Origin of the sequence: Streptomyces acidicola, assembly GCF_009377235.1 — a bacterium.
Classification (GTDB): domain Bacteria; phylum Actinomycetota; class Actinomycetes; order Streptomycetales; family Streptomycetaceae; genus Streptomyces; species Streptomyces acidicola.
The window spans coordinates 19,891-39,659 of the sequence record NZ_VMNX01000003.1; the positions used below are offsets into that span (position 1 = coordinate 19,891).

Below are 19,769 nucleotides of genomic sequence, written 5' to 3' on the forward strand. Positions count from 1 at the left end.
AGCCATACGAACACGGACTCACTGCAATGGTACGTGGCCTCTGGTCATCTTCGGCGGTATCGCCGGGCGACGCAGAAGCTCAGGTGGTTACGGCTTGGCGATCAAGGCGCCGTCCGTCCTGACCTACCTGTACGTGGTCGTCGCGGACCAAAGCCGGAGCCGGAGCCGGACGTGGAGTCGACCTGCCGGGTCAGCCCCGGGCCACCGCGATGGCCCCCGCGAGCCTCTCTCCCGCCTCGTAGATCATGTACGGGACGCCGCCGTCGGTGCCGAAGGAAGGCGCCGCGGCGCGTCCGTTCTCCGGAGCCGCGCTGCGTGAGTTGTAGAAGACGCCGAGGTGGTTGCGCTTGCTGAAGTCGTTGCCGACTTCGGTGATCATGATGTCGCCGCCGCTTCCCTTGTCCTTGTTGTAGACGACGTAGGTGCTGTTGTTGCGGTGGAGAAGGTGCGGACCGCCGACGTTGACGGCGCCGACGTCGCCGTGCCGGATCAGCGGCTGCTGGTCATAGGTCCACGAGCGGCCGTCGGCGGACCAACCCCAGTGGATGTCACGGTGGTTGGTGGTGTTGTTGAGCATGAAGACCATCACGTAATGGGCGCCGCGTGAGGGCAGGTCGTGGCGGAAGACCCGGGCGTACGACGTCTCCTTGGTGCCTGCCGGGAGCATGGATGTCGACAGCACGACCTTGTCGTACGTGAAGTGGACCCCGTCGGCCGAGCGGGCGAGGCGAGTCGTGGTGTTCTCTCCGTGGAAATACAGCCAGAACTCCCTGGCCTCCTGGTTCCACAGCACGTGAGGCGACGAGACATGGGTGACGGAGTAGTGCGGTGACCACTTGTTGGAGACGATCGGGTTCGACGGGTACTCCGTGAACGGACCCGCCAGTGAGTTGCCGTATGCCAGGCAGATTCCACCGGGCGCGTCGTGCGGCGCGTAATACAGGTAGTAGCGGCCGAGGGGGGAGCCCAGCTTGTCGTAGACGCCCCGGACGCAGGGGAAGATGATCTCGCCGGTGGGGTTGTACTTCAGCTGGGACGCCGTCAGCAGGGTGCGGACGTACGTGTAGTCGGGGAATCCGCCGGGCGCCGCGGCCGCGGGCTGCGCACCCACGGCCGTCCCGACGGTGAGAGCGGCTCCGGTGGCGGCGCCGGCACGCAGGAAGAGACGCCGGTCGAGGTGGTGCTCGTGCATGGGGGCTCCAATGACAGAAGGTTTGCGGCTCACGCAGGTCCGGACGGGGCTGTCGGCTCAGAGGTAGGTGGCGGCGGTGACGCACAGGCCGCCGAGGGCGACCGCCCAGACGTACGGCAGGGTGCGCACCATGACGTGTTGGGGAGTGACGCCCGCGTACTGGGCGCTCCACACGGTCTGTGTGCTGGTGGGGTCGGCGACGCCGAAGACCTGGTTGTACGAGGTGGCCATGCCGAGGACGACGGCCGCGGGGTAGATGCCGGTGGCGATGAGGACGCCGGCGATGCCCGCGCCCAGCCCGAACACGTTGAGGGGGCCGCGGTAGAGGCACAGCGGGACGAGGAGTGTGAAGACGAGGACGAACAGCACGGCGTTCTGCGGGCTGACGGCCTTGACGAGCGGTTCGAGTGCGTCCACCGCGCCGGGCAGTTTCACGGCCGCGAGCAGGATGCCGATGGCGACGAACAGGGCGATCGGCGGGGCGGCCACCTCGAAGCCGCCGTACAGGGTGCGCAGCAGCCGCTTGTTCATCTCGCCGGGCCGGGTCGTGGTGGCCAGCGCGTACAGGACGCCCGCCAACAGCGAGGGGATGATGGCGAGTTCGAAGCCCAGGGCGAGGACGAGCGGGACGGCGGGGGCGAGCAGTGCGTACCAGGGCGCGTCGCCCAGCTCCGCGCGGCGTGAACGCGGCTTCGCGGCAGGGGAGTTGAGGGACTTGAGCGACCAGGCGTGCTCCGTGCCGCGCCGTCGTGTCTCGACGAGGACGAACGCGAGGGCGGCGACCAGGGCGAACGGGAAGAGCTTCACCATGAAGCCGCGCACGGTCGGGATCGGCAGATCCAGCGCGGTGGAGAAGAACTGCCACACCGGCAGCTCGAAGGGGATGCCCACGGCGATGCCCATCAGCACCGTGCCCGCGGCGGTCACCTTGGGCACGCCGACGGCGATCATGGCGGGGATGCCGATGATGCCGGCGAGCATGGCGGCGGGCGCTGAGCCGGTCACCGTTCCGACGAGTGCGGACACGGCGAGGACGCCGAGGGCCACCACGGTCGGGCGGTCACCGCCGAACTCGACGATCTTGCGGACGAGCGTGCCCGCGATGCCGGTCTCGTCGAGGAGCTTGCCCAGCCAGGAGCCCAGAATGATGGCGATCATGGTGGCGGCCAGGGCCGGCGCGCCCTCCTGGAGAACGGTGTCCAGCACGCTGTTCTCGCCGGTGAGCGGTGCTCCGGCGAGGAAGGCGATGACGACGGCGAGCAGCACCAGTGCGAAGGCGGTGGGGAGTCTGCGGGTGAGCATCAGGCCGACGCCGACGGCCATGACGAGGAGGATGACGACGCCCATGGGTCAGTTCTCTCTTCCGGGCCGGGTCACCGCCGCGCGCAGCGCGGCGGTGAGGAGCAGGGGGCTGCGGCCGAGCCCGCAGACGGTTCGTGCGTAGGCGTGGGCGGCGACCTCTTCGGCACCCGCGACATGGCCGGGCACGCGGTGGCGTCCGAGGCGCAGCACGGTGTGGTCGAGGGCCTGTTTGAGCGCGGCCTTGCCCGGGCCGTGGTGCAGGTGGGCGTGCACGGCCTCGTGGGCGAGCGCGGCCGCGCGCACCGAGCCCGGCGGGTACCAGACACGCCAGCCGCGGGCGTCGACCAACTCCTCGGCGAGGTCCAGCGTGTCGGTGTAGAGCTCGACCGTCGGGGGCCGTGACGTGTAGCGGGCGAGCAGCATCCGCTCCAGCCCGCCGTCCCGCTCGACCACGCGCGCCGTGGACGGGACGGGGGCGAGCCGGGATCCGAACTCATCGGCCCTTCGGGCCCATTGGCGCAGCAACCGCGGATCACGGCCCTCGTGGGTGGGTGTGGCCGCCAGGAGCCGGACGGCCCATTCGATGTCGTCGACGGACGCCGGATCCCACAACTCGCTGTCGTGATCGGCGAGTTCATCCTCCGCGGCCGTCACGACCGCACCTCCAGGACCGCGACCACCGGTTCGTCGCCCGCGCGGGTCCGCAACTCGCTGCGGGCCAGCGCGAGCAGGGGCCCCGGATCGAGGACGCCGGACAGGTCGGCGATGCGGGAGCCGAGCAGCAGCCGCAGGGCGGGAGCGCGTACCCCGCCGTCGCCGTACGAGGTGGACTCGCCCACCAGCCGGGCGAGCACCTCCGGGGCGCCGGCCACGGTGGTGGTCTCCACGCGGGCGTCGGCGGCGTGGTGGCGTACGACGCCGTCCATGTCCACGATCCGTACGGGTCGGCGGGCCGGCCGCAGGCGGCGGCGCGTCCGCGTGCCGTAGACGGTGTGGGCAGCGGTGCCCGCCAGGACATGGACCGTCGCGGGGTCGGTCCTGAGACTGGCCGCCGCGGCACGGAGTCGCTCGGTGTCGTCGCCGCGGTGGGACCGGTCCTGGGTGCGCAGTTCGGTGGCGCCGGTCGCGACCGCGCGCACGGTGTTGGTCTGCGGGTCGACCGTGACTTCGACCTCGACGCCTTCGGCGGCCGCGCCCTGGGCGACGACCGCCCGCTCCGCCTCGGCGCGGACGGCGAGGATCTGCTCCTGCGTGGCGCCGGGCACGATCCGCTCGACCTGTTCCCGTACGAGCGCGAGGGCGACGCCGATGGGGCTGATGACCTCGTTGTGGCGGGCGATCCGGCCCTCCATGCCGCTGGTGTGAGCGAGGTGCGGGGTGACGGTTGCGGCGCCGCCGCCTCCGCCGACGAGGACGGCCGTGTCCTTGTCGAGGCGGTAGTCGCGGATCATGGCGTCCACCACCGTCTTCACTTGGGCGATGCCCGCGTCGAGGATCCGCGTGGCCGCGGTCGCCACGTCGGTGCCGAACACGGCGGCCAGCGGCGCGATCGCGGCGCGGGCGGTCTCCGGGGCGCAACGGGCGAAGTCGCCCTCGGGGACGCGGCCGAGAGCATTGGCGGCGCAGGTCATGGTGACGGCGAACCGCCCGCCCGCCGCGTCGATCACGGCGTAGTCGGCGGGGTCACCGTCCATGGGCCGGACGGTGTCCACCGTGGCGTCGCGCAACTGCTCGGGTGAGGCGAAGCAGGCGTACGGCAGACCCGCGATGTGGGCGCTGCGCGGTCCCACGCCCGTCACCCGGCCTTCGCCGATCCGCACCATGGAGCCGCCGCCGACGCCGACCGTGCGCACGTCGAGCGCGCTCAGATACGAGGTCCTGCCGAGGACGGTGGCATGCCGGACGGCGACCTTGCCACGGCGTACGACGCTGATGTCGGTCGAAGTGCCACCGGTCTCCAGGAACGCGCCCTCGCTCACACGCTCCTGCATCAGCGCGCCCGCGACTCCGGCAGCCGGTCCCGACAGGACTGTCAGGAGCGGCCGGTGGCGCATCTCGTCGAGCGCCATCACACCGCCGTCGCAGCGCATCACCATCAGCGGCGCGGTCACGCCCGCCTTGGTGATGGAGGCGTCGACGAGGTCGGCGGTGGCCAGCATGCGGGGCAGGATCGCCGCGTTGACCACGGCGGTGCGGGTGCGCTTGTGCAGCCCGTACAGCGAGGTGATCTCGTGCGCGGCGGTCATCGGCAGTCCGTACGGCCGTGCCGCGTCCAGGACGGCCTGCTCGCCCTCGGGGCGGTCGACGCTGAACGGCTGGCTGGCGACGAGGACCGACGCGCCTTCGTCCTTCAGCTGCTCGACGGCGCGGCGGACGGCTGACGTGTCCTGAGGGTCGGAGACATGCGCGTAGGCCAGCGGGAGCCTTTTGCCGGGGGCGAGTTCGAGCTTGCCGAACGAGGCGAGGCGGCGGGTGAACACCGCTGAGGGGCCGGACCCGATGCCGATCAGTCCGACGGTCGCCACGTCGCCCTCCAGGAGGGCGTTGGTGGCCTGGGTCGTGCCGTGCGCCAGGAAGGCGACGTCGGCCGGGGCACAGCCGGTCTGCTCCATGAGCCGGTCGAGCGCCTCGACGATGCCGTGTGCGACGCCGTCCTCGTGATGGTGGCTGGTGGGGACCTTGACCTGCCCCAGGAGTTCGAGGGTCGTGGCGTCCACGGCCACGGCGTCGGTGAAGGTTCCGCCCACATCGATGCCGACGCGGATGCGGGGTGTGTTCATGTCCGGGCACCTCCTTGTGCTGGATCGGTTCGCGCGGGCTGTCGCCGGGCGGGGCGAGTGAAGCCGCCCCGTACGCGACTCCCGTTCGTGCGAGGGTCGTTCAGTAGCCGCGTACGTCCGGCCAGTGACGTTGCACGCCGTCGCGGTCGAGTAGCCGCGCGAACTCCTCGAACCGCTTGTCCTCGGCCTGGACCTGGTGCGGCTCGACGTCCTCGGCCAGACAGTGGGCAGCCAGTGCGCCGGCGACCTCGCCGACGTTCCACTCCACCGGGTGGAGCCGATAGCAGCCGTTGGTGATGTGGGTCGTGCCGATGTTCTTGCCCGCGGGCAGCAGGTTGCGGACCCGCCGCGGCACCAGCGCCCCGAGGGGGATCTCGAAGGGCACCGAGCCGATGTCGATGTAGTTGTCGCCGCTGGTCGAGGGATGCAGATCGATGCGGTACGCGCCCACTCCGACGGAGTCCCGGTGCCGGGTTCCGCCGTACGGGCCGACCAGGTCGATCGCCACGTCGTGCTCGGTGACCGTGGTGACGGCCTTGATACGGCGGGACTCGCGGACGTACGCCGCCTTGGCCAGGCCGTCCGTCGTGCCGGTCACGTCCGGGCGGATCCGCAGGCCGGGGAAGCCGGTGCCGCCGTCCGGGCGCGGTGCCTCGGTCTGCAGCCAGTACAGCAGTGACAGAGACAACTGCCGTGCCTCGCACAGCGCTTCGGCCTCCTGGCCGATGTACGGGTTGAGCCAGTAGTCGTTGAGCGGCCAGTTGACGAGTGTGATGTCGGAGTCGAAGGCGCCCGGTTTGTGCAGCTTGCGTGCGAGGACGCGGCGGAAGCCCCACAGTTCCTTGTCGCCGGCGTCGGCGCTCTGGTCGGCGGAGACACCGATCGGGTCGAGATCGGGATTCGGTACAAAGGTCCGCGGCACCGGCTGCAGCGTGCGTGGGTCGGGCGCCTCGAAGCCGAGCAGCGGGCCGGGCCAGAACGAGGGCCGGTAGGCGCGCCAGAAGTCGTAGTCCTGCGGGCGGTCGATCGTATGGTCCTCGCCCTCGTGGTGGGAGAGTGCGAAGCAGACCGTGATGCCCTGCTGGTTGTGGGGTTGCGCCTCGTCCGGGGCGTGCGGCTCGTCGAACTCGGCGCGTGCCTCGGCCCCGTTCGCGTGCTCGACGCCCGCGAGGTGGAGGAGTTCGCCCGTCTCGGTGGCGTCCAGGACGTAGCGCCCCGTGAGGGTGCGACGCGTTCCGTCGCGCATGTCCTTCAGGGTCACCGACCGTACGACATCGTTGTCGGACTCGGCGGAGACCGGCCGGTGCTCAGTGAGTAACGTCAGCCGACCCGCCGCCCGGTGGGGCGCGAGCATGCCCTCCAGGACGGTGAGGGCGACCCTCGGCTCGTGGCAGAGCTTGCTGACGCGGCCCGCTCCGGGGTTGAGCTCGGTGAGCGCCATGGCCTCGGCCCGCAGCGGGTACCAGAGCCGGTAGTACCGCCGGATCTCCTCGCGCAGCCGCCGGTACGAGCCGGTCGTGCCGAACTGCTCCACCCACGGGTGCTCGTCGGGCGGCACGGCCTGGCTGGTGAGCTGGCCGCCGATCCAGTCCGTCTCCTCGGTGAGCACGACGCTGCGTCCTGCCCGGCAGGCGGCGAGTGCGGCGGCCACGCCACCGAGGCCGCCGCCCACGACGAGGATGTCTGCTTCGGGTATCACGCTTCTCCTTGCTGCTGGATCGGGGCTGGCTGGATCGGGGGTCAGCTGGTCAGGTTCATCGGGGGTGGGGTCCCTGTGGACCGTGGAGCGTGCTCAGGGGCGGGCACGCGGCGGCCCGGTCGTCGGGCCCGGGCGGAAGACACAGCCGACGAGCGGCTCGCTTGCTTCCTCGCCCGCGACGAGCGCGGCCAGCAGCCGCACGGCCGCGGCGCCCAACTGCGGCCGGGGGATGTCGAATCCGGTCGGTACGGGCTCGCTCGCCAGATCGGCGGGCGGGCTGCCGAGCAGGGCGAGAGACACGTCCTCAGGACAGTCGAGGCCCGCCGCACGCACGGCGGAGAGCAGGCCTCGCCAGGCCGCCCCGGTGTCGGTCTCCTCCGCGACGAAGGCCGTAACCCCTTCGTCGGCCCAGGCACGCAGCCGTTCGGGCGTGAGCTCCCGCTGCGGATCAGCGGACCGGAAGACGGTCGTGGGCCCGGAGGGCAGTCCTGCCTCTTCCAGCCCTTCCAGGAAGCCGCGCTGACGGTCCGTCGAGGCGGGCGCGTCGTCGTCCTCACGGACAAGAACGATCCGTCGATGCCCCAACTCGGCGAGACGGACCACGACGTCACGTGTGGCTTCGACATAGTCCGCGCCCACCCATGCCACGCCCTCCAACTCCTCGCGGCGGCCGAGGTGCACGACCGGGAAGCCGTCCTCGACCAGCCGCTTGAGCTCCGGCCGGGGCGTGTGCCGGCCGATGAAGAGACAGCCGTCGGCGAGCCGGACCCGGCTCAGGGCGTCGGGCCCCGCGGCCCCCGCGCCGCCGGTGCTCGACCCGGTGAACAGCACCAGGTCGTAGCCGAGCGCCGCCGCCTCGCGCTCCACGCCGACCAGGAAGGGGTAGTACGAGTGCTGCACATCGGTGGGGAACGTGGCGGTGAAGCTGAAGACGCCGAGGAGGTTGTTGCGGGCGGCGGCCAGCCGTCGGGCGGCCGGGTCGGGCACGTAGCCGAGGCTGCGGGCCGCCTCCAGGACCCGCCGGCGGGTCTCCTCGGAGATGACGGGTCCCTTGCCGTCGGGCTTCGGGGAGAGCACCAGGGACACGGTCGCCTGTGACACCCCCGCGAGCCGGGCCACCTCGGCCTGTCGGGGCCGCGATGTACGTCCGGCCGGAGCGGGCGTACGTCCGGGCCGCTTCCTGGGTTCCACAGTGGCTTCTCTCCTCCGCGCAGGGCCCGGCGCTGTCGACGGTGCCGGCGTTGTTAATGCGTATTAACTAATGCGCATTATCGAGAGAGTGCACCTACCCGCCCAGCGGGTCAAGACTTGGGACAGAAGCGCCGCGGAACAGAGCGGCGACGGCGCTCGACCATCGTCGGGTTCGTGCTGACCGGCGAGGGCCTGCCCACCGTCTACGTCGGCGGCGACAACGCCTCGCTCGACGCGGTCCGGGAGATCGCCGACAGCCTCGTCCCCATCGACACCGCCCTCCTCTTCGCCGGCGCTCCCCGCATCCCCGTCCTCTTCGACAACCAGCCGCTCGTCCTGAACAGCGCCCAGGCCGCCGAGGCCACCCGGATCCTCGGCGCCGGCCGCGTGGTCCCCGTCCACTACGACAGCCGGGCCCACTTCGCCGAAGGCCGCGACGAGTTGGAGGCCGCCTTCACCGCTGCCGGTCTGGCCGACCGCCTGGACTGGGGCCGGCAAAGCCTCGTCCCGTAGAAGAATTCCAGCCGCTCGAACCCGTCGTCGGCGACGTTGGGCAGCAGGCCCATCATCACGAACTCGGCGGTACCGATTCCGAAGGCCGAGATCGCGAGTGCGAGAAGAGCCGGGGCCGGGATGGGCGTCGTTTCTGCCGGGATCGATGTATCCCAGTGGTCAGAGGCTGGAGAGCAGACCGTCGAGTGGGGCTGGAACGCGGTCGGGGTCAAGAGCCTCGACCAGAACACGCCCATAGTGGATCTTGCGCCCCTTCTTCGTTCCGAAGAAGCGCCTGAACTGCTGCTGTGGGGCGCGGCCCTGCTGTGCGGGCTGGCGCAGGAAGGTCTGCAGGGCACGCAGGTCGCCTTCCTCCCGGACGAGCTCCTCAACCCGTGTCACGCCCAACGCGCGGATGAGCTCGTCTTCCAGATCCGCCGCGCAGACGAAGAAGCCCTGCTGTGCCGCACTGGCCCGTTCGAAGCCGCGGGCGTAGTAGGGACGCTCCGCCTCGTCGCACAGTCCGGTGAGGCGGAGGCCCAGGCCGGGTGAACCGAGGAGCTGGGCATAACGCCCGACGCTCATCGCACCGCCGATCGACAGGACGCAGACCCCTTCGGCCGCCAGATTCCGGTCGCGGCCCTCTGCCAGCGCGTTGACCGCCGCAACGTCGCTCGGTCCTTCGAGCAGGACAGCCGCCCGGACGGACAGCCGCGCGGCCAGTTCGTGGGCGGGGTCGCCGAGACCACCCGCCGCCCACGCGGTGACCGCGTTCCGGAACACCCCCATGTCATCCATGAGGCGAGTCTCAGCCAGGTTCGGCCACGGTGCGAGGGAATTTCCGCCTGTGCGTCGATCGCCGACGAACAGCCGACGAGCAGTCGGGCCGGCCCCCAGTGGAGGGTCGGTGGGCAGCTGGACCCGGACCGGTACAGCTACAGGTTCGGCATCAGCGTCGGAAGGCGGTGTCACCGCACTACCGGGGGCAGTGAGCCGGTCCCACCCGCGCGTCCTGGCGGGCAGCGTCTCGCCCGACCGGCTCGGACACCATCTGGCTTGTCGGCGCTCGGGGCAAGCACGGATCCGTTTCGTGTCACCCGGATGCCATCCACGGCTTTCTGCTGTCCCTGGCCTGTGCGAAGTTCGGTTCGGGCCTCGGGGAGTGTTCCTTCCGGCAGACGAGCGAGGAGAGCAATGTCGACAGGCTCGCCATATTGGGTGTCCCTTACCGAGGCCGAAGCGGCATTTCAGAGCGACCTTGGCAGTATCCAGATCGTTGATGGGCAGAACCTGCCCATCCTCAGCCGACTGTCCATCAAGCGTGTGGTCCTCGCGCCCGGGGCGATTCGTGAACCGCAGTGGAACGTCAACGCGAACCAGTTGGCTTACGTCGTCAGCGGCGAGGTACTGGTCTCCTTGCTGGCCAGTGGGGGAGAGTTCGCCTCCTTCGTCGTCGGCGAAGGACAGATGTATCACGTGGAATCCGGTGCGGTTTACCACATCGAGAACCTGGGCTCCGCGGATGCCGTAATCATCATCGCTCTGCGGAACGAGCGCCCCCAGCACTTCTCGCTGCGCGACAGTCTGTCGGCCATGACCAACCCGGTGCTCGGCAACACCTACGACCTGCCAAGTACGGCATTCGCCGCTTTCCAGCGGGCCCCTGCGGAGCAGATCTTCGCCCGTCGGGGCAGCATCACGATCGATCCCACCCAGAAACTGCCGAACGCCCGTCTCTTCGACGTCCAAGGTCAGCACGCCCCTCTGTCGTACGCGTACGGTTCAGCGAACCTGGCGCGCAAGCAGTTCTGGGCAGCTCTCGACGACATCTCGATGTATTCCCTGCAGATCAAGGAAGACGGGATGCGGGAGCCTCACTGGCACCCGGTCACCGCCGAGATGGGCTACGTGGCCAAGGGACGAGCACGCATGCGCGTACTGGCACCCGACGTCACCCTCGGCGAGTACGAACTCGGCCCGGGCGATGTGTACTTCGTGCCGCGCGCCTACCCGCACCATATCGAGGTCCTGGACGAGGAGGGCTTCCACTTCCTCATCTTCTTCGATCAGCCCACGCCTGGCGATGTCGGCTACCGGGCGACCGCGACGGCGTTCTCCCGTGAGGTGCTGGCCGGTACCTTCGGCATCTCGGAGCGGGAACTGCCTCAGTTCCCCTTCACACCGCAGGACCCCCTCATCGTCGCCCGACACAACCCCGTCGGCGCCACCGAATGACACCGATGACCGTCCGGCTCGCCTTGTCCTGGCCCGGGCGTAGGACCCGATGCGAGCACAAGGGCCGACAGGATCGGGTGTGCGCAGGCGACCGCCGAGCGTCAGGCGCGCGAACCGGTCGGCGTGGGGGAGCCGCTTCGCTTCCTGGGGGTCCTGGCGTTGTTGTAGATCTTGGCGGCCCCGTCGCTGCTGTGGCGGCTGTTGTCGGTGAGGCGGACAGCGTGACGCGGGTTCTTCGGTTGGCCGCGAAGCGGAGGGCGGCCGTGCTCCAGCACTAGACTCCCACGCATGTCGGCAGAGCCAGGGAGGCGGGGACGGGGGCGTCCTCGTGCAAGTACGCGCGAGGAGGTCGAGTTGGCGGCCGTCGCGCTGATGCAGCGTGACGGCTATGAGAACGTCACCGTCGCCTCGATCGTCTCCGCCGCCGGTATCAGCCGGACCACCTTCTTTCGCTACTTCGGCTCGAAGCCCGGGGTCATCTGGTACGCCTTCGACAGCACGATTGAACGGTTGGCCGCAGCGATTGCCGCAGCGCCTGTGGACGCCGACGTGCTTGACACGGTCCGAGCCGCCGTCGTGGAGTCCACCCGGGCAGCGGTCTACGACAGCCCGGTCTGGCTGGAGCGGTTCCAGCTCCTCGACACGGTCGCCGAGCTGCAAGCGGAATCCCACCAGCACTGGGAGCAGTGGAAGCGAGTCATCGCCGAGCACATCGCGGGCCGTCTGGGCGGCGCTCCTGACTCGGTGATCCCTCTGGCGCTCGCAGGCGCGTTCCACGGTGGCTTCGTCGCCCAGCTTCGTGCCTGGCCGGACGATCAAGATCGTGGCACCTTCATCGCTCACCTTGACCGGAATATGGCGCGCGTCGCCGCCCTGCTCCGCCCGTTGCCCTCCGCGGATCTGGGCTGAGCTCCCCGATCCGACGCACATGTTCTGCCCGCCCTCGGCCGTCCCTTCTCGCCGGGGGCTCCAGCCTGCCCTGCCACCCCACCTCTTGTGGAACCCTGCACCGGACATATTTGTGGAACGGAGTACCATAAATGTTCGGGTGCCGGTACGGCCCCAGAAATGCAGAGGAGGGCGTCGTGGCGGAGCAGCTCGACGGCAAACGGATCATCGTCACTGGCGGCGCTCAAGGTATCGGCGAGGCGGCGGTGCGAGCCTTCACCCGTGAAGGGGCGCAGGTCTACTCGTTCGACATCGCTGAGGACGCCGGCGCGCGCGTCGCCAAGGAGGCGACAGCGGCAGGCCCTGGCGCCGCGTCGTTCCGTCGCACCGACATCACCGACAAGGCCGACACCGGTGCGGCGTTCGACGATGCCGTTACCGCACTGGGAGGACTGGACGTCCTGGTGAACGTCGCCGGCCTGCAGCGCAGTTCCGCCGCCGCGGACATCACGGACGAGCTGTGGGACACGGTGTATCGGGTCAACGTGCTCGGCACCATCCACACCAACCAGGCTGCCTATCGCGCGATGAAGCCCTCCGGGGCCGGGGCGATCATCAACTTCGGCTCCATGTCCGGATTCACCGGCGAACTCACCAATGCCGCCTACGGCTCCTCCAAAGCCGCCGTCCACACCTGGACCCGCACCGTCGCCCGCGAATGGGGACCCGACGGCATTCGCGTCAATGCCGTGCTCCCCTACGTGAACACGCCGATGTTCGACAAGTACCGCAACTCCCTCACCCCCGAGGAGCTCGCCGCCTACGACGCGGAGATCGCCAAGTCCATCCCCCTGGGCGGTCGCTTCGGCAACGCCGACGAGGACCTCGCCCCGGTCCTGGTCTTCCTCGCCGGCGATGCCTCCCACTTCATCACCGGCCAGCTGCTGCCCGTCGACGGCGGCCTCACCTCGGTGCGCTGACCCTCTCCCGGGAACACCAGCGGCACCACCCGACAAAGGAACGAAAGGCTCCACCCCATGAAGGCATGGCAGTTCACTGGCATCGACGAACCACTACGTCTGGTCGACTTGGCGGACCCCCTGCCCGGCCCGGACGAGATCGTGGTGGACGTCAAGGCAGCAGGCCTGTGCCACAGTGACGTCAGCTTCGTGGACGGCACCATCACCGCACTACTCGGATCCGTCCCCATCGTGCTCGGCCACGAGACCGCTGGCATCGTCTCGGCCATCGGCAGCGACGTACACGCCTTCGCCATCGGTGACCGCGTCGGCATCCCCGCCACGACGGAAGGCCCCGGGACGGCTGTCGACGGCGGGTTCGCCGAGAAGGTACGTGTCAAAGAGCGGCTCGTCGTCCGCCTCCCCGACGCGGTCAGCTTCGAGCAGGCCGCACCGGCCACGGACGCGGCGCGCACCGCCTACCGGGCCGTGCGCACCTTCGGCCGTGTCGAGGAGGGGACGAGGGTCGGCATCATCGGCTTCGGCGGACTGGGCTCCCTCGGAGCGCAAATCGCCCGGGCCTTCGGCGCACAGGTCTACGTGGCTGAGATCAACGAAGCCGTCTGGCCGAACATCCGGGCCTTCGAGCCCGCAGGCATGTCTGCCGACATCCGTGACTTCGAGGATGCCCAGCTCGACGTGATCATTGACTTTGCCGGTTTCGGCACCACCACGGCCTCCGCCATCGATGCCGTTCGGCACGGCGGCCGGGTCGTGCAGATCGGCATGGCCCGCGAGTCCGCAACCCTGTCGATGCAGAAGATCATCCTCAAGGAGATCACCCTGGTCGGCGCCTCCAACGGCGAGAAGGCCGAATGCGAGGCTGTGCTTGACCTGATTGCCCGGGGCAAGATCAGCTCCAGGACCGTGCCGATCACCTTCGACCAGATCCCCCAGTACCTCGACAAGCTCCGCAACGGCCAGGTCGACGGACGCGCCGTCGCGGTGATCTCCTGAGCCCGCGCCGGCGTGCCCGACGTCGTGCTCGTCGAGCGTGACGAGCCGCCCGCCGGTTCGACGGCGCGAGCTGCGGGCGGTGATCGCGGCGGTGATCCTTGCGGTGAGTGGTGGATCCGTCAAGGCTCGGTGCCTCGCGCAGAGCAGGATCGGCTGCGACCAGAACGGCGGCCGTGAGCTGGTTGATCACCTGCGAAGGACCTGATCGCCGAGGTCGGAGGCACGGTGGGGTTGCGTGGGCGACGGCGGGCAACGGTCGTCTGCCGCTGTGGGCGTCAGGACTGCCGCTGGAGTCCGATCAGTGCGCTGTCGGCCAGCTCCTGGCCGACTTGCTCCGCGGAGAGTTCTCCTTCGGGTGAGAACCATTCCGTGGCGGAATTGAGCATGCCGATGATGGCAAGCACCGAGACCCGGGGGTTCTTGACTCTCCGGATTTCCTTTTTCCTGATGCCGGTCCTGAGGATGCGGGTGAAGATTTCCTCGTACTGGCCGCGCAGTTCGATGACCCGTTCCTGTTGCGGAGCGCTCAGATAGGTCCACTGATGGAATGCCACGCGGGTCTGCGGCAGCGTCTCGGCGAGTACCCGCATGTGCGCGACGATCGCCCTGCGCAGCCGGTCCGGTGCGGTGGTGGCCGACTGGATCTCGGCCTGGATGACGTCGAGATAGTTCTGAATGCCGTGTTCCACGATCCGCATGAGGATGTCCTCTTTCTTGCGGATGTGAACGTACAGGCTTCCGGGCAGGATCCCGACCGCGTCGCTGATGTCCCGCATGCCGACAACCGGGTAGGTCTTCTCGCTGAACAGGGCCACCGCGGCCGCTTCGATGCGTTCGACGGACACCGGGCCCGCCTTCTGCTCCGGACCCTGGGTCCTTGATCGCACCGCCAAGAGAAGCACCTCCCCGACCACCTACCTAACAAGTGATTGTACAGGAGAGTGATCAGTGATCCTCTGAGCGCCCCCGTGCCGCGTCCGTACCGGCCGTGCCGTTCGGACGGGCCCGGCGGTTGAAGTGCGGGGGCCGGTGATCGAGGAAGGCGTCGATGCCCTCGGACAGGTCATCGGAGTGGTGCAGCGCGGCGACAGCCCAGAAACCGGCGTTCATCGCTGTCGTGAGATCGACCTGCCAGGCAGCACGGAGTGCCTGCTTCGTCGCCTCGATGGCACGCCATGACTTGGCGGCTATACGGCAGGCCAGTTCCACCGCGGACGGAATCAGCTCGTCCGGCCCGACCACGCGGTTGACGAGGCCGATCTCCAGGGCGCGGGAGGCGTCGATCACCTCGCCGGTGAGGGCCAGTTCCGCGGCGACACCGGAGCCCACGAGCCGGGGCAGGAACCAGGACCCGCCGTTGCCGGGCGGCAGCCCGAGGTTGATGTAGGTCTCGCCCAGCTTCGCTCTCGTGGAGCAGATACGCAGATCGCAGGCGAGGGCCAGATCGAGGCCACCGGCCGTGGCCCCGCCGTTGACGGCCGCCACGATCGGCAGCCGCGAGGCGACGAGGCGCTGGGTGACCGGGAAGAGAATGCGCGCGTTGTACGGCTCCTGCTCGACGGCGAACCGCTCGTCAAGGTACCGGCGCATGGCTCTCAGGTCCGCGCCCGCCGAGAACTGCCGTCCCGCGCCGGTGAGGACGAGGCAGCGGACCGATCGGTCGTCCTCCAGTTCGGTGAGGGCCGCGAGCAGGTCACGCGCCAGCTCGGGGACCACGCCATTGCCGTGGTCCGGCCTGTTCAAGGTGATCAGGGCCACGCCGTCCGCCACGCGTTCATGGAACACGGTCCCGCGTTCCACCGCGCCGGCGCTGCCGGGGGAGATGCCCATCCGCTACCCCACCCCGACCAGAACGGTGGCCACGGCGGCCGCGTAGGCGCCCGCGAGCCATCCGCCCGCGTTGACAGCCATGGCGACCTGTGCCCCGTCGACCTGCCGTCCGCCCGCCCTGCCCAGCAACTGGTCGTAGAGCTCCACGAGTTGCGCGCAGCCCGTGGCGCCGATGGGATGGCCTCGGCTCATCAGCCCGCCGCTGACGTTCACCGGCAGCCGCCCGCCCAGGGCGGTGGCTCCGGAGCGGGCCAGCACATGCCCCTCCCCGGCCGTGCACAGGCCGACCTCGGCGTACTGGAGGATCTCCGCCGGGGCCGCGGCATCGTGCAGTTCCAGCAGGTGCAGATCCTCGGGGCCGATACCGGCGTCCTCGTACGCGGCCAGTGCGGCGACGGCCACGGGCGCCGACCCCTCGCCCTGTCCGGCGGTCAGGCGGGTCGCGCGGATCTCACACCTGCCCCTGCCGTGCCGGCGCGCGTACGACTCCGAGCAGAGCACCACTGCGGCGGCGCCGTCCGTGGTGGGCGAACACATGGGCAGCGTGAGCGGATCGACCACCATGCGTCCGGCCAGTACCTCCTCCAGAGTCTGCGTCTGCTGGTACTGCGCGCGCGGATTGAGCGACGCGTGCGTACGGTTCTTCACCGCCACGGCCGCGAAGTCCTCGATGGCGGCCTCGTAGTCGTCCAGGTAGCGCTTGGCCTCGTGCGCGTAGACCTCGATGAACACCGAGTTCCGCGCGGGGGTGCCGTCGTCACCGCGGGGGGAGACGGCGACGTCCGTGGCGCCCTGCAACGCGCCGAAGGTCCGGGCCTTGTTCTCGTGGGACATCTTCTCCACACCGACGACGAGCGCGACCTCGCACCGGCCCGCGAGGATCGCCTCGAAGGCCAGTTGCACCGCGGAACTGCCCGACGCGCAGGCGTTCTCCACGTTCACCAGCGGCACCCCCGCCAACCGTGTCCCCTGCAGCGCGACTTGACCGCGGATCATCTCCTGACCGGACACCAGGCCGGCCGCCGCGTTGGCCATGAAGACCCGTTGGACGGCGTCGTCGGGCACACCGGAGTCCGCCAGCGCCTCCCGTACGACCGTCTGCACCATGGCCTGTTCGCCGCGCCGGAGATTCCGGCCGAAGCGGGTCATGCCGACGCCGGCGATGAACACCTTGCTCACAAACACCCTCCTTCCTGTGACGGACTGCCTGTACGCCGGACTGCCTGTACGCCGTATTGCCCTGCGTCGGACTGCCCGTGCGTCGGAATTCCCGGGTGGCGGACCGCTTCACCGCGGGTTGAGCCGGAACCAGGCCACCGGACGCCGGAGGACCTCCTCCGGGGCAGCGGGATGAAACTCCACAGGCGCGTCACACGCGTACGCGTTCCATTCGCCGTCGGCGTCGGGCCACAGCCGGCCGAGCAGCTGGACGTCCTCGGCCAGTCGCACCACGCCGAGCGCGTACGGTGTGTCCGCGTCGAATCCACTGGGCGCGCCGAACCGCTGGACGGCGAAGCTGAGCAGAACCCCCCTGCCCGAAGCGGAGATCCAGCCCAGATCCCGTTCGTGGCAGACGGGGCAGCGGTGGCGCGGATACATGACGGCCTGATCGCACGCCTTGCAGTGCTGGAGGACGAGCCGTCCCCGGCCCAGTGCCTCGTAGTACGGCTCGGTGATCGCGGCCATGCCGGGCTCCGTCATCGAGACACCCTTTCCAGCAGGAGTACCTGGCTGTCCATGTAGGTACCGCCGGATCCCCCGCAGACGGCACGTGCGGCACCCTCGATCTGCCGTGCGCTGCCCGCACGGCCGAGGAGCTGGCGCACGGCTTCGGCCAGCAGCGCGGTACCTCCGCCGACCCCCGTGTGCCCGGCGGAGAGCAGCCCGCCGTTGGTGTTGACGGGCAGCCGCCCGCCGGGGGAGAAGTCACCGGCGGCGAACATCCGGGCGGCGTCGCCGACCGGGGCGAGACCGAGGCCCTCCAGGGCGATCGCCAGCACGGCCGCGTAGGAGTCGTACACCTCGGCGATGTCGGCGTCGCCCGGACCCCAGCCGGCCTGTTCGTAGGCCTGTGCGCTTGCCGTGGGCCAGCCCAGCACGGCGAGGTCGGGTTCCTGGCCGATGCTGTAGTGGGACACGCACCCGCCGGAGCCGGCGATGCGTACCCAGGTTTCGTGGGACGCGCGGGCCCGCTCCGCGCCGGTCAGCACCAGTGCCACCGCGCCGTCGGCCATCATCGGGCATTCGAAGGCGCGCAGCGGGTCGGAGACCAGGCGCGAATCGAGCACCTGCGCCACGGTGAGCGCCCTGTCGCGGTACATGGCGTTCGGATTGAGCCGCGCCCACTCGCGCAGGGCGACGCATACCGATGCCATCTCCTCGGCCGTCGCGCCGCTGACCGCCATGTAGCGCCGGGCGATCAGTGCGCCGACCGCGTTGAAGGACAGGCCCGACGCCTTCTCCCACTCGCGCGGGATCCCGTTGGCGGTCAGCATGTCGATCATTTCGCCGACCGGCGCCGATCCCCATTTCTCGGCCTGGAGGATCAGCACGTTGCGCGCATGCCCGGCGGCGATCAGACTCGCCGCGGTGCGTACGGTGTTGTCGCTGGTCGACCCGCCGGAGTGAAGCATCACGCTGCTCTTGGCCCGCCCGGCCAGGCCGAGCTCCTCGACGACGCGGGAGAAGACGAGGTCGGCCTGGTCGGCCGCGGAGTGCAGACAGGGGATGAGCAGGAGGGTGTCGATGTCGGTCATGGACAGGCCGGCGTCGCGAACGGCCTCGACGGCCACGTCGACCAGGCTGCCCATGAATGAGCGATCGGGGTAACGTCCCGACGGCAGCTCGGCGATACCGACGAAGGCGGCCTCGGCCATGGGTGCGGGGGCGGTCACCGCGCTCCTTCCGTGGATGCTCGGTGGGATCCGGGAGCTCCGGGGCCCCCGGGGGCGTCCTGCGGACGCCGGCGTGCGAGGAGTACGGTGCGGAACCGCATGACCTCCTGGTCCCTCTGGTTGGTCACGGTGTAGTCGAGGCGCAGGGTCCCGTACGCCGGTTTGCTGCCGGGCTCGGCCGCAGCCACCTCGGCCCGTACCCGGATGGTGTCGCCGGGACGGACCGGGGCCAGCGCCCGCAGGTTCTGGCATTCGAGGAGGGCGACGATCGCGTCACCGAGGAAGCCGGAGAGCGCGATCCGGCCGACGGCGAGTGCGAAGGTGAGGGGGCCGTGGGCGATCCGGCCGCCGAACCGGGTGGCCCGGCCGTACTCCTCGTCGACATGCAGCGGGTAGTGGTCACCGGTGAGTCCGGCGAACGAGGTGATGTCGCCGATGTCGACCGTGCGGCCGGAGGAGAGCACGGCGTCGCCCACCGCGAAGTCCTCGAAGTAGTGGCGCGACCGGTTGAAGGCGCCCTTCGTTCCCGCGGTCACCGGTCGAGAGCGGCGAGCGCCTCGTGGGCCAGGCCGAGTCCGAGCTGCTCGTGCAGCAGGCGCTTGATCTCATGGGTGAGGACCACACGTGAGAACCGCCGGGCGAGGGCCGGCTTGGCGGCGATCTCCGCGGCCAGTTCCCGTGCGCGGGGCAGCACTTGGGCAGCGGGGAGGACCTCGTTCACCACACCGTGGGCCAGTGCCTGGCGGGCGTCGATCTCCTGCCCGGTGAGCAGGAAGTAGCGGCCCCTGGTGGGGCCGAGAACATGCGTCCAGACCACGTGCGCACCGTCCCCCGGCACGATGCCGGACGGGAAATGCGGCCCGTCCTTGAACACGGTCGTGTCCGCCGCCACGACGATGTCGGACAGTACGGGGATCTCCGGGTGGATCAGGGCCGGTCCGTTGATCGCCGCGACCACGGGAACCTCGATGTTCATCAGGTTGGTGAGCAGTCGCCGGCCCTCGAACATGATGTGCGACCAGTCGGCCGCCGTCCCCAGCCGGAAACTTCCGAAGTCGATCTCCGCGCAGAAGGCCGCACCGGCCCCGGTCAGCAGGACCGCCCTGTTGGCGGGATCGCAGGCTATGTCGGTGAAGCAGTAGGCGAGTTCGTCGTGTGCCTGAGCCGTCCAGACGAGGCTGTCGTCGCCGGTGTGCAGAGTGACTTCGAGAACCCCGCTGTCGTGTCGGTCGAGACGGATGTTCTCGTACCGTTTGGCGTACTCGTCCAGGGAGGGGGCGATGGACATGT

Annotated in this window: 18 protein-coding genes and 1 pseudogene; 5 read left to right on the plus strand and 14 right to left on the minus strand. The window is 69.8% G+C overall.

The genetic code is table 11. The annotated features are described in order from the left end of the window. Positions 1-190: 190 nt before the first annotated feature. From FPZ41_RS02210 to FPZ41_RS02235, 6 genes are all read right to left on the minus strand, one after another. A complete protein-coding gene (locus FPZ41_RS02210; RefSeq protein WP_152858425.1) occupies positions 191-1,192 on the minus strand; it encodes a glycoside hydrolase family protein in 1,002 nt (333 codons plus the stop codon). 57 nt (positions 1,193-1,249) lie between these two features. After that, positions 1,250-2,539 carry a TRAP transporter large permease gene (locus FPZ41_RS02215; protein WP_152858428.1) on the minus strand — a complete coding sequence of 430 codons (1,290 nt, stop codon included), beginning with the start codon at positions 2,537-2,539 and terminating at the stop codon, positions 1,250-1,252. A 3-nt stretch (positions 2,540-2,542) separates the two neighbouring features. Further along, entirely contained in the window at positions 2,543-3,148 is a 606-nt protein-coding gene (locus tag FPZ41_RS02220) for a hypothetical protein (RefSeq protein ID WP_322619725.1), read from the minus strand. After that, a complete protein-coding gene (locus FPZ41_RS02225; protein WP_152858430.1) occupies positions 3,145-5,274 on the minus strand; it encodes a hydantoinase/oxoprolinase family protein in 2,130 nt (709 codons plus the stop codon). The genes FPZ41_RS02220 and FPZ41_RS02225 overlap by 4 nt, the downstream gene beginning before the upstream one ends. A 100-nt stretch (positions 5,275-5,374) precedes the next feature. After that, positions 5,375-6,973, minus strand: a complete 1,599-nt coding sequence (locus FPZ41_RS02230; RefSeq protein WP_322619726.1) for an FAD-dependent oxidoreductase — start codon at positions 6,971-6,973, stop codon at positions 5,375-5,377. A 93-nt stretch (positions 6,974-7,066) separates the two neighbouring features. Further along, a complete protein-coding gene (locus FPZ41_RS02235; protein WP_322619727.1) occupies positions 7,067-8,164 on the minus strand; it encodes a LacI family DNA-binding transcriptional regulator in 1,098 nt (365 codons plus the stop codon). Positions 8,165-8,326: 162 nt separating this feature from the next. Here FPZ41_RS02235 and FPZ41_RS02240 point away from each other — a divergent pair. Continuing rightward, positions 8,327-8,677, plus strand: a pseudogene (locus FPZ41_RS02240) (MBL fold metallo-hydrolase); the annotation flags it as partial. A gap of 159 nt (positions 8,678-8,836) precedes the next feature. Here the strand turns inward: FPZ41_RS02240 and FPZ41_RS02250 are convergent. Beyond that, the gene (locus tag FPZ41_RS02250; RefSeq protein ID WP_152858438.1) at positions 8,837-9,454 is read right to left on the minus strand and encodes a TOPRIM nucleotidyl transferase/hydrolase domain-containing protein; all 618 of its coding nucleotides are present in this window, start codon (positions 9,452-9,454) and stop codon (positions 8,837-8,839) included. Between the two features lie 396 nt (positions 9,455-9,850). On the opposite strand from FPZ41_RS02250, the gene FPZ41_RS02255 reads away from it, so the two are divergent. The 4 genes from FPZ41_RS02255 (at position 9,851) to FPZ41_RS02270 (ending at position 13,755) form a co-directional block, all read left to right on the plus strand. Continuing rightward, positions 9,851-10,891, plus strand: coding sequence for a cupin domain-containing protein (locus FPZ41_RS02255; RefSeq protein WP_152858441.1), 1,041 nt, complete (start codon positions 9,851-9,853; stop codon positions 10,889-10,891). 354 nt (positions 10,892-11,245) lie between these two features. After that, complete coding sequence (locus FPZ41_RS02260) at positions 11,246-11,800, plus strand: acyl-CoA-like ligand-binding transcription factor (protein ID WP_194235959.1); 555 nt, start codon at positions 11,246-11,248, stop codon at positions 11,798-11,800. A 176-nt stretch (positions 11,801-11,976) separates the two neighbouring features. After that, positions 11,977-12,759, plus strand: coding sequence for an SDR family NAD(P)-dependent oxidoreductase (locus FPZ41_RS02265; protein ID WP_322619728.1), 783 nt, complete (start codon positions 11,977-11,979; stop codon positions 12,757-12,759). Positions 12,760-12,816: 57 nt separating this feature from the next. After that, positions 12,817-13,755, plus strand: a complete 939-nt coding sequence (locus FPZ41_RS02270; protein WP_152858450.1) for an alcohol dehydrogenase catalytic domain-containing protein — start codon at positions 12,817-12,819, stop codon at positions 13,753-13,755. A 275-nt stretch (positions 13,756-14,030) separates the two neighbouring features. Here FPZ41_RS02270 and FPZ41_RS02275 read toward each other — a convergent pair whose 3' ends face one another. The 7 genes from FPZ41_RS02275 to FPZ41_RS02305 form a co-directional block, all read right to left on the minus strand. Continuing rightward, positions 14,031-14,600, minus strand: coding sequence for a TetR/AcrR family transcriptional regulator (locus FPZ41_RS02275; RefSeq protein WP_322619729.1), 570 nt, complete (start codon positions 14,598-14,600; stop codon positions 14,031-14,033). Between the two features lie 100 nt (positions 14,601-14,700). Next, positions 14,701-15,585, minus strand: a complete 885-nt coding sequence (locus FPZ41_RS02280; protein ID WP_152858453.1) for an enoyl-CoA hydratase/isomerase family protein — start codon at positions 15,583-15,585, stop codon at positions 14,701-14,703. Positions 15,586-15,588: 3 nt separating this feature from the next. Continuing rightward, entirely contained in the window at positions 15,589-16,764 is a 1,176-nt protein-coding gene (locus tag FPZ41_RS49770) for a thiolase family protein (protein ID WP_322619730.1), read from the minus strand. A gap of 108 nt (positions 16,765-16,872) precedes the next feature. Beyond that, complete coding sequence (locus tag FPZ41_RS02290; RefSeq protein ID WP_152858456.1) at positions 16,873-17,286, minus strand: Zn-ribbon domain-containing OB-fold protein; 414 nt, start codon at positions 17,284-17,286, stop codon at positions 16,873-16,875. After that, positions 17,283-18,479, minus strand: coding sequence for a thiolase family protein (locus FPZ41_RS49775; protein WP_322619731.1), 1,197 nt, complete (start codon positions 18,477-18,479; stop codon positions 17,283-17,285). The genes FPZ41_RS02290 and FPZ41_RS49775 overlap by 4 nt, the downstream gene beginning before the upstream one ends. Then, complete coding sequence (locus tag FPZ41_RS02300) at positions 18,476-19,015, minus strand: MaoC family dehydratase (RefSeq protein ID WP_322619732.1); 540 nt, start codon at positions 19,013-19,015, stop codon at positions 18,476-18,478. The genes FPZ41_RS49775 and FPZ41_RS02300 overlap by 4 nt, the downstream gene beginning before the upstream one ends. Next, the gene (locus FPZ41_RS02305) at positions 19,012-19,767 is read right to left on the minus strand and encodes an enoyl-CoA hydratase/isomerase family protein (protein WP_152858459.1); all 756 of its coding nucleotides are present in this window, start codon (positions 19,765-19,767) and stop codon (positions 19,012-19,014) included. Before FPZ41_RS02305 ends, FPZ41_RS02300 begins: the two co-directional genes overlap by 4 nt. Between the last annotated feature and the right edge of the window lie 2 nt (positions 19,768-19,769).

What these genes read in the sequence shown, in the direction of transcription:
- FPZ41_RS02210 (WP_152858425.1), bottom strand. Translation starts at nt 1,192, where the DNA reads ATGCACGAGCACCACCTCGACCGGCGTCTCTTCCTGCGTGCCGGCGCC.
- FPZ41_RS02215 (WP_152858428.1), bottom strand. Translation starts at nt 2,539, where the DNA reads ATGGGCGTCGTCATCCTCCTCGTCATGGCCGTCGGCGTCGGCCTGATG.
- FPZ41_RS02225 (WP_152858430.1), bottom strand. Translation starts at nt 5,274, where the DNA reads ATGAACACACCCCGCATCCGCGTCGGCATCGATGTGGGCGGAACCTTC.
- FPZ41_RS02250 (WP_152858438.1), bottom strand. Translation starts at nt 9,454, where the DNA reads ATGGATGACATGGGGGTGTTCCGGAACGCGGTCACCGCGTGGGCGGCG.
- FPZ41_RS02255 (WP_152858441.1), top strand. Translation starts at nt 9,851, where the DNA reads ATGTCGACAGGCTCGCCATATTGGGTGTCCCTTACCGAGGCCGAAGCG.
- FPZ41_RS02270 (WP_152858450.1), top strand. Translation starts at nt 12,817, where the DNA reads ATGAAGGCATGGCAGTTCACTGGCATCGACGAACCACTACGTCTGGTC.
- FPZ41_RS02280 (WP_152858453.1), bottom strand. Translation starts at nt 15,585, where the DNA reads ATGGGCATCTCCCCCGGCAGCGCCGGCGCGGTGGAACGCGGGACCGTG.
- FPZ41_RS02290 (WP_152858456.1), bottom strand. Translation starts at nt 17,286, where the DNA reads ATGACGGAGCCCGGCATGGCCGCGATCACCGAGCCGTACTACGAGGCA.
- FPZ41_RS02305 (WP_152858459.1), bottom strand. Translation starts at nt 19,767, where the DNA reads ATGTCCATCGCCCCCTCCCTGGACGAGTACGCCAAACGGTACGAGAAC.